The organism is Pseudomonas sp. NPDC086566, from assembly GCF_050280885.1.
In the GTDB taxonomy this organism is placed as follows: domain Bacteria; phylum Pseudomonadota; class Gammaproteobacteria; order Pseudomonadales; family Pseudomonadaceae; genus Aquipseudomonas; species Aquipseudomonas vlassakiae.
On sequence record NZ_JBNNWD010000006.1, the window covers coordinates 429,675 to 439,246 of the forward strand.

The 9,572-nt window shown below is 63.8% G+C and carries 3 protein-coding genes and 1 rRNA gene; all 4 read right to left on the minus strand.

The window, feature by feature from the left end:
• Positions 1–16: 16 nt before the first annotated feature.
• The 4 genes from recD to rrf all read right to left on the minus strand — a co-directional run bounded on the left by recD (position 17) and on the right by rrf (position 9,455).
• A complete protein-coding gene (gene recD / locus ACQKPS_RS16870; RefSeq protein ID WP_427604955.1) occupies positions 17–2,092 on the minus strand; it encodes an exodeoxyribonuclease V subunit alpha in 2,076 nt (691 codons plus the stop codon).
• Positions 2,089–5,757: an exodeoxyribonuclease V subunit beta gene (gene recB / locus ACQKPS_RS16875; RefSeq protein WP_427604957.1), complete on the minus strand. Its 3,669-nt coding sequence runs from the start codon at positions 5,755–5,757 to the stop codon at positions 2,089–2,091. The genes recD and recB overlap by 4 nt, the downstream gene beginning before the upstream one ends.
• Positions 5,754–9,215 (minus strand): exodeoxyribonuclease V subunit gamma, encoded by a 3,462-nt coding sequence (recC, locus tag ACQKPS_RS16880; RefSeq protein ID WP_427604959.1) that lies wholly within the window; start codon positions 9,213–9,215, stop codon positions 5,754–5,756. Before recC ends, recB begins: the two co-directional genes overlap by 4 nt.
• Positions 9,216–9,339: 124 nt before the next feature.
• A 5S ribosomal RNA gene (gene rrf / locus ACQKPS_RS16885) occupies positions 9,340–9,455 on the minus strand.
• Positions 9,456–9,572: the final 117 nt, after the last annotated feature.

Here is a 9,572-nt window from a genome sequence, read left to right on the forward strand (position 1 = left end):
GCTAGCCGGAGGAGCGTCAGACTTGTTCAAGCATGAGGCCGGAAATACGCCGTACCTTGCGCAGCACCGCTTCCTCGAAAATGCCTTGGCGCGGCTCGATCAGGCTGAAGCAATGCTTGGCCCGGGTAATGCCGGTGTACACCAGTTCCTTGGTCAGCACCGGGTTGAGTGCATCTGGCAGCACCAGCGCGGTGTGGCTGAACTCGGAGCCCTGGGACTTGTGCACCGTCATGGCGTAAACGGTTTCCACCTCGTTGAGGCGGCTGGGCAGCACGAAGCGCACCCCACCACTGCCGTCGTTACGCGGGAAAGCCACACGCAGCAGCGCTTCACCGTGCTCGTCCGGCAAGCGCAGGGCGATACCAATGTCGCCGTTCATCAAGCCCAGGCCGTAGTCGTTGCGCGTCACCAGCACCGGGCGACCTTCATACCACGGCTGCTGGTTGTCGATCAGCCCGGCATTGTGCAGCACCCGCGCCACGCGTTCGTTGAGGCCTTCGACACCCCATGGCCCCTTGCGCACGGCGCACAACAGCTGGAAGTCTTCGAAACTGTGCAGCACCCTGGCAGCCCACTGTTCCCAGCGCGGATCGTCGAAAGCGCTGCCCGGTACCGGGCGATGGCGGCCAATGGCGCGCAGGTAGCTGCGATAGCCCTGAGGCCCTTCGTTACCGCGGCCGAGGCCGTCGAGAATCAGGCGGTCGAAGGCCAGATCCTGCTCGCCGCGCAGCGCCAGGCCGAACACGTCCGCTGGCGGCATGCTCAGCAGGTCGCGTGCCGCCTGGGCCTCCTGGCGGTTGACCAGGCGCGCCAGCTGGCCGATGCCACTGCCCTCACCAAAACGTCGTGAGAAGCGCAGCATCACCACTTGCTGGGCCAGAGGATTGCGTTGGGCATCACCGGTTTTCAGGCCACTGGCGGCAAGCGATTGACCGCCGATCTGTTCCAGCCAGGCCTGGGTAGCGGGCGAATAGCAGCCCTCTTCGGCATCCCGGCACAGGTCACCGAGTACGGCTCCAGCCTCGACCGAAGCCAGCTGGTCCTTGTCCCCGAGCAGAATCAGCCGCGCCTTGGGCGGCAACGCCTCCAGCACGTTGGCCATCATCTCCAGGTCGATCATCGACGCCTCGTCGACCACCAGCACATCCAGCGGCAGCGGATTGCCGGCGTGGTGACGGAAGTGCCGCGAGCCTGGGCGGCTGCCGAGCAGGCGATGCACGGTGCTGACGTCGGTGGGGATCTGCCTGCGCACCTCGGCGCTGACTTGCAACCGTTCAACCTGCTGGCCAATGGATTCGGTCAGGCGTGCGGCGGCCTTGCCGGTCGGCGCGGCCAGGCGAATACGCAGCGGCCTGCCCTGCTCCACCGCAGGCGCCTGCAGCAGCGCCAACAAACGCACTACCGTGGTGGTCTTGCCGGTGCCAGGGCCGCCAGTGATGATGCTGAAGCCTGCACGGGTGGCCAGGGCGCAGGCCAGTTTTTGCCAGTCCACCTGCCCAGTCAAGGCGCCTTCGTCGAACAGCTGCGCCAGGCGCACAGGCAGGTCGGCCGGTGTTGCTTCCTGTTGACTCAGGCGCTGGCGCAGGGCCTGGTCGATCTGCCGCTCGTAGCTCCAGTAGCGCCGCAGGTACAGGCGCTGGCCGCTGAGCACCAGCGGACGTGCTTGCTGGCCCGGCGTATTGCCGGCAGCCACCAGAGGGCTTGCGGCAATACGCTGCAGCCAGGTGGGCAGGCCGAGGTTGGCCAGCAGCTGCGAGGGTAATAGCAACGGGCCGGTCAGGGCATCGCCTTCGGGTGGCAGAGACAGAGCGAAATCCGGCTCGGCGAGGGTTTGTTGCAGGTCGAGGCAGACATGCCCGTGGCCCAGCTGGTGGCTGGCCAATGCTGCCGCCAGCAAGACCAACGGGTCACTGCCAGGGGCAAGCTCTTCAAGAAAGCTGACGAACGCCCGGTCGAGCGCACGCAGCCAGCCTCGCTCGACCCAGCGATCGAGCAACTGCAGCAGGTCCGCACTGCTGTGCTGGGGAGCCAGGGCCAACAGGTGCTCGGCGTGCAGTGGCGCAGGCAAGATATCGTCGAGGGTTCGGCTCATGTCGCGGCTCCGGCAAACAGGTCCTGCTGTTCGGGCTGGTGCGCGCCCCGGAACAGCGCGTCGAGGGCCTCGATCAGCTCGCGTGGCGGCTTGGCGAAATACACGCCGTGGCCACTGCTGCTGGCGCCACGCAGGAAGATGAACAGGGCACCGCCGACATGGCGGTCGTAATCATAGTCAGGCAGCCGTGCCCGCAACTGGCGATGCAGGGCCAGCAGGTAAAGCACGTACTGCAGGTCATAACGGTGTTCGAGGATGGCTTTTTCCATGGCCTGGGTATCGTAGGCCTGGATGTCCGGGCCGAGCCAGTTGGACTTGTAGTCTGCCACGTAATAGCGCCCGTCAAGCTCATACGCCAGGTCGATGAAACCTTTGAACATGCCATTGAGCAGGGTCGGCTGCGCAGCCGGGCGAGCTGTGCCGGGGTGGGTATGCCGGGCCACCAGGCGGTCCAGGTGCTCGGCGTCGACGTTGTGGCTGGCGAACCAGAACTCCATCTCGATCTGGTAATGCTGCAGGTGCGCGAGCGTCAGCGGCGAATGGCCGGCCGGCAGGGGCTCGTTGAGCAGGCGCTGCAGCCACTGGCCAAGCGTCGGGATCCAGCCGGTCCAGCCGCGGCGGTTGCAACGCTGGCCAACCGTACGCTCGATGAGCTTGGGGTTGCCGCTGACCTCGGCAAAGCCTTCCCGTCCGGCCCACTCCAGCAGCCCATGGAGGAAGGTGCCCGGGTTGGGGCCGCGGGGGAAGCGATGGATGTCGTCGCCGTCACCAGGTACTTCACGGGGCATTGGGGTATCGGCAACTTCGTCATCCAGCAGTTGCTGGGCCTGCGAGCTGTCGGCACCGAGGGTCTGTTCACCCACGCGCAAAGCGCTGTAGGAGGCGATCCACCAATGTTCGGCGGCAGCCCGCCGCGGCTTGCGTGCGGGTATCAGCTCGTGCTCGGCCTGGGCCGCACGGTAGCGCTCATCACTGGCCTGCGGCAGGGCCGGGCAGGCAATGTGCTCACAGCCTGCCAGCAAGCTCTGCAGCCATGCCTTGAGGTGCTGCGAGCCGGGCAGTGGCAGGCCTCCACCTAGCAGGTAGCCGAGCGCCGAGCGGTGCAGTTGCGAACTCTTCAGGTTGCCGCGCTTGAGGTCGGTAACACCCAGCCAGCAGGCGTGCTGAGCACGCGTCAGCGCCACGTAGAGCAAGCGCAAGTCTTCAGCCAGGCGCTCCTCGTCGGCCAAGGCGACCTGCGCTGCGTCAGGGGTCAGCGTCAGTTGTGCGTTGCCCAAGCTGTCGTGCCAGACCAGGGGCAGGCGGCTGCCGTCCACCGGCTTGCTGGTGCAGATGAACGGCAAATAGACCATCGGGTATTCCAGGCCCTTGGACTTGTGGATAGTTACCACTTTGACCAGCTGCTCGTCGCTCTCCAGGCGCAGGATCTGCTCCTCGCCCGCTTGACCGGAATGGGTCAGGTGCTCGGCGAGGTGACGGATCAGCGCCTGTTCGCCATCCAGCTCAGCGGCCGCCTGCTGCAACAGTTCGGCCAAGTGCAGCAGGTTGGTCAGCACACGCTCACCCTCCGTGCGGCCAATCAGCATGCGCGGCAACTCGAAGTCGTGCAGCAGGTGCCGCAGCATGGGCAGCACACCCTGCCGCTGCCAGATCTCTCGGTAGCGGCGGAAACGCATGACCCAACCCTCCCAGACCCGTTCGTCCTGGTTCAGCTGGTCAAGTTCAGCCAGCGACCGTTCCAGTGTCAGGCTGGCCAGGGCGGCCTTGAGCAGGCGTTCGGAGTCCGGCTCGGCGCAGGCCTTTAGCCAGGCCAGCAAGTCATGGGCCTCCTGGGCGGCGAATACCGAATCCTTGTCGGACAGGTAGACGCTGCGCACATCGCGAGCGGCGAGCTCGTCGCGCACCAACTGCGCTTCATGGCCATCACGCACCAGGATGGCAATGTCCGAAGGCTGGCAGGGGCGCAGTTCGCCCTGGTCATCGCTGAAGCCGGTCACCCCGCGCTGGCCACCGTTCAATACGCAAACGATATGGCTGGCGCAACTGGCGGCCAGCTGCTGACGGTAGAGCGTGCTGGATACCGGCTCTTCGCTTTCCAGCTGCCAGCATTGCAGTGCCGCACACACCTTGCCGTCGATCAGCAGGCGCTCACTGCGCCCCCTGGCGCGCACCTCGACGAACGGCAACGGATTGTCGTCGGCTTCGCGGAACAGGAAGGCCCCCCTGCCCACCTCGCGGGCTTCGGCCTGCATGAAGACCTGGTTGACCGCCGCGACCATCGCCTGGCTGGAACGGTAGTTGGTGTCCAGGCTGTGCAGCCGGCCGGCGGTAGCGCGCCGGGCAGACAGGTAGGTGTAGATATCGGCGCCACGGAAGGCGTAGATCGCCTGCTTGGGGTCACCGATCATGAACAGGCCGGTTTCCGGGTTGTTCTCGCTGATGCGATAGATGCTTTCGAAAATGCCGTACTGGACCGGGTCGGTGTCCTGGAATTCGTCGATCAACGCCACCGGGAACTGCTCACGGATCAGCGCCGCCAGGCGTTCTCCCGACTCCGTGCCCAACGCCTGCTGCAGACGTAGCAACATGTCGTCGAAGCCCATTTCGGCGCGGCGGCGTTTTTCCACTTCGAAGCGCGCCGCAACCCAAGCGGCGGCATGTTCAAGCAAGCGGGCATCCGGGCTGGTCAGGGCCTGCAGTTGCTGCTGGAGATTCTGCATGGCATGCAGGGCCGGATGGTCGGGCGGGTCGGTTTTCCAGGCTTCAGCCATCCCGGCCGGGGTCAGGCGGGTGAAGCCGGTGCCCAAGTCGAGCTCCACCGCTTGTTCATCACTGGCCCATTTACGCAGTTTCTCGAACCAGGGCTCGAAGTAACGCGCCTGCAGTTTGCGGCCATCGGCCTGTTTCGCTGCCACGGCGTCGCGGCAGATCTGCTGCAGTTCATCCGCCCATTGCGCCCACGGCGCCTTGAGTTGGCGCAACTGCTCGACGCGCTGTTGCAGCGCGGCATCGATCAGCGCTTGCGGTTGCGCTTCGTCCTGCTGTGCACGCACACGGCCGAACAGCGGCCGGATGCGCGGTAGCAGGGCATCGGGACTGCCCCATTGGCTACGCACCCAGTTCAGCGCTTCGCCGTGCATGCCATAACAGAAGCGCCGCCAGTAATCGCGCATGACCTGGCCAAGCAGGTCGCTGTGGTCGGTTTCCAGGCTTTGGGTGAACAGGCTGCCGCTGTCGAAAGCATGCTCGCGGAGCATGCGCTGGCACCAGCCGTGGATGGTCGACACGGCTGCTTCATCCATCCACTGCACGGCAACTTCCAGGCGGTTGGCGCAGCGTGGCCAGTGTTCTTCGGCGTAGTCGTCACGCAGCTGCTGCAGCAGCGGGTCGCCACCTTCCAGTTCGCCGCGGAAGAAGCGCGCAGCCTCGGCCAGACGAGCGCGGATACGCTCGCGCAGCTCCTTGGTGGCGGCATCGGTGAAGGTCACCACGAGAATCTGTGGTGGTAGCAGTTGGCGGCTAAAGCCTTGCTCGCCGCCGTGACCGAGGATCAGGCGCAGGTACAGAGCAGAAATGGTGAACGTCTTGCCCGTACCGGCGCTGGCTTCGATCAGCTGGCTACCATGCAGGGGAAAACTCAATGCCAGGGGTCGGGCCTGGGTCATGCTTGACTCTCCGGATTGCCTTGGGCCTGCCAGTCGGCGCTGAACAGGGGGCGGTACAAGGCTTCACACCAGCCTTCGAAAGTTTCGTCGGCGCTGAGCGCGGCGAAATCGCGGAACTGCCGCGCCAGGGCAACACTTTCGCTGCGCTCGCCAAAACTGGTGCGGCCATCTCCCTCGTAAGCACGAATGGCGGCAGCCAGGGCCTTGTCAGGGTCGTCCTGGGCCAGCCAGGCGAAAGCGGTCTTGGCGGCCACAGGCAGTGGCGCATTCATCGCAGCCTGGCGCGCCACCAGCAGGTGACCCAGTTGTTCACCAGCCTGAGCCTGCGGCAAGGGGCCGAGCAGCAGCGTGATGTCGCTGGCCAGCAGTGCGCTGTGCAGGGGATAACCCGCGGCGCAAGCAGCCAAGTGCATCACCCAGCTGGCAATCAGGCGGTGCCACTTGAGGGTGCGCCCGGCGCTGATGGTATTGGGCACCGTGGTGATGCTCAACAGGCTTTGATCGTCGGCCTTGTAGACCCGGCCCAGCCACCCCTCAAGACGATGGCTTGCGTGTTCGAAGTGGATCGGCAGCGCACCGTCGACCACCGTTGGCCAGCGCTGCAACAGTTGGCGATGACGTTGCAGCAGATCGGGCAAAGGCTGGATCAGTTCGGCCTGCAGCAGTTCTCCAAACCCCGCCAGGGGCAGCATGCCGCAGGCTTGGAGCCGCCGGGCCTGGGCCTGCAATGCGCGCTCGGCGTTATCCGGATCGCTCAAGGCGGCGCCGAGCAGGCTTTCGCTGGCGCTGTAGCGTTGCAATGCGTCCAGCACGAATGGCTCTTCGTCTGGCGTGGGCGCTTCCAAGGCTTCGAAGAACACTTTCAGCCGCTGGCTGAAGAAATGCCTTACTGGGTGACGCAAGAAGTCCTGCAACTGAGTCAGCGTCAGCGCTTCATCGCTGACGTAAGGAGGCAGCCCGAGGTCTGGCTGCTCGACGTCAGTGGTGTGCTGGTGCAGCGATTGCCACTCGTGGGCATAGCTGAACAGCGCACTACCCTTCTGGAAATAGCGCGCACTGAAAGGCTGCAGTGGGTGCTCCTGAGTCAATGCGTGGAGCAGTTGCTCACCGTCAGCATCACCCTTGAGGCGCCAACCGGCAACCAGGTGGTCGCGTAGCTGGCCGATCAACACTGACGCTGGCCGCTCACTGTTATCACGGATGCTACGACCCACCCAACTGATATAGAGCTGGTCACGTGCCGACAGCAGCGCTTCGAGCAGCAGATAACGGTCGTCCTCGCGACGCGAACGATCACCGGGGCGGTAGTCGCTGGCCATCAGGTCGAAGTCCAGCGGCGGCTGGGCGCGGGGATAGTCGCCATCGTTCATACCCAGCAAACAGACGACGCGGAAAGGAATGGCCCGCATCGGCATCAGGGTGCAGAAGTTCACCGAACCTGCGAGAAAACGCTGGGACAGCTTGCCTTCGTCGAGGCCCGACAGCCAGGCCTCGCGGATCACCGTGAGTGGCAGCTGGTCTTGCAGGCCTACGGTTTCGCAGACTTCCAGCCAGTTGTCGCGCAACTCTTGCAGTTGCATCAACAGGTATTCGTCGTGCTCCGCCTCGGCAAGGAAGAACACTTGCAGCAACGCGTTGAGGCGATCTCCCCATTCACTGGCAGTGGCAGGTTGAGACAAGGTCTGGTTGGCCACATCGAGGGCATCCAGCAACGCGACCAGCGGGCCGATCAAGGCGGCATCCAGGCCGCCGATTTCATCGTAGGGTTCAATGCCGTCGCATCCCTCTCCCACGCCAACCGCGTAGCCCAGCAGCATGCGCCGCAGGCCGAAGCGCCAACTGTTCTGCTCAAGGCCTTGGGGCAACCCGAGTGTGGCGCGCTGGTCGGCGTTCAAACCCCAGCGAATACCTGCGCCTTCGATCCATCGGTGCAGCGTGGGCAGGTCGCTTTCGCGTATGCCGAAACGCGCGCGGACCGCCGGAACGTCGAGCAGGTCGAGCACCTCGCTGACGGCGAAGCGGCTGTCGGGGAGTTTGAGCAGGTGCTCGAGCGCAATCAGCAGCGGATCGCGGCCACGCTGGCCTTGGTCGGTCAGGGTAAACGGGATATAGCGCGGGTCGTTGCGCTGCAATTGCCCGAACACCGCGCGGATATGCGGCGCGTAAGTGTCGATTGCTGGGAGCATGACGATGACGTCACGCGGGCTTAGCGACGGATCGGCGCTGAAGCGGGCCAATAGCTGATCGTGGAGGATTTCCACCTCACGCTGCGGGCTGTGTGCCACGTGGAAACGCACCGAACGGTCCTTGGCCAGGTTGACCTCGGGCCACAGGTCGCGGGTTTCGGCAAGTGGGCGCAGTTCAAGAATATCGTCCTGAAGCTGGTTCAGCAGCGTGATGGGCTGGGCTTCGCTGAACAGGTCGATACGGCCATCGCTGAATACGCCCTGGTAACTGCCGGGGTCGTCGTAGCTGTCCAGCAGGTTGATGTAATCACGGCCTTGCTTGCCCCAGGCGGCCAGCAATGGGTGGGCATGCTGATGCAGCGACTCGTCATCCAGCTGCACGGGCATGCCTGGCTTGCGCTGTTGACGCTTGTACTGGTGACGCAGCAGGTCCTTGTCAGCAACGATGTCTGCCCAGTGGTGACGGCAAGGGTTGTGAACACAGAGCAATACCTGGCTGAAACGGGACAAACCGGCTAGCGCTTCCAATGCCTGGGCAGGCAAAGAAGAAATACCGAACACGATGACCCGCGAAGGAAGCCCGTGAGGTGCGGTGTTCAGGCTGTTGATGCGCTCGATGAAGCGCTGGTGTACCCCTGCCCGGCTCTGCGCCATGCCCTGCTCACCCACATCCTCGAGCAGTGCTCGCCACAGTTCGGCCTGCCAGCGGTTGCCTGGGGCGAGGGGCTTGCGCTCTCCACGGGCGGTATTGAGGATGTGCTCGCCGGCAGCCCAGTCCTTGAGCCAGTCGGCGCGATAGACCTGATATTGGTCGAACAGGTCGGCCAGGCGCTCGGCCAGCTGATAGCGCTTGCGCAGGTCATTGTCATCGGTCAGGAAGCGACGCAGCGGTTCGAAATGCGGGCGCTCGATCAGCGCGGGCAACAGGCGCATCAGGCGCCAGGTCAGGGGTGCCTTGTCGAGCAGCGATACTTCTGGGATCTCGTCGCGCCCAAGCACTTTGCGGTACAACTGCCACATGAAGCTACCGGGCAATTGCACATCGACGGCGGCAGCAATTCCGCAACCACCCATGTCGTCGTCCTGTGGGTCCTCGGCAAGGGCAAGCTTGAGCCATTGAGCAATGCCATTGCTTTGCACCAGGGCGATTTCGTTTTCCAGCGGTGCCAGCGGATAGCGGCGCATCCAACTCACGACCAGGCTGCGCAGGTCGTCCAGGCGGTTGCCGTGGACGATCATGAAACCGGGTTGCAGTGAGGTGGTACTGGGCATGGAAAAGTCCCTGGGAGAATAATGGGGAACGATATCACGGCTGGCTGCCGATGCTGGGCCAAGTAAAAGCCAGAAAAGACAAAACCCCTACCTGCTTGCGCAGATAGGGGTTTTGCGAAATGAATCTTGACGATGACCTACTCTCACATGGGGAAACCCCACACTACCATCGGCGATGCATCGTTTCACTACTGAGTTCGGGATGGGATCAGGTGGTTCCAATGCTCTATGGTCGTCAAGAAATTCTGTTGCCAGAATGTCTGTTGAACACTCTTGGCTAATTCGGATATGTGAATTTGTGGTTGCGAACTTTCGGTTCGTATCATCTTCACCACCGCAATCTGCGCTAGCAAATTG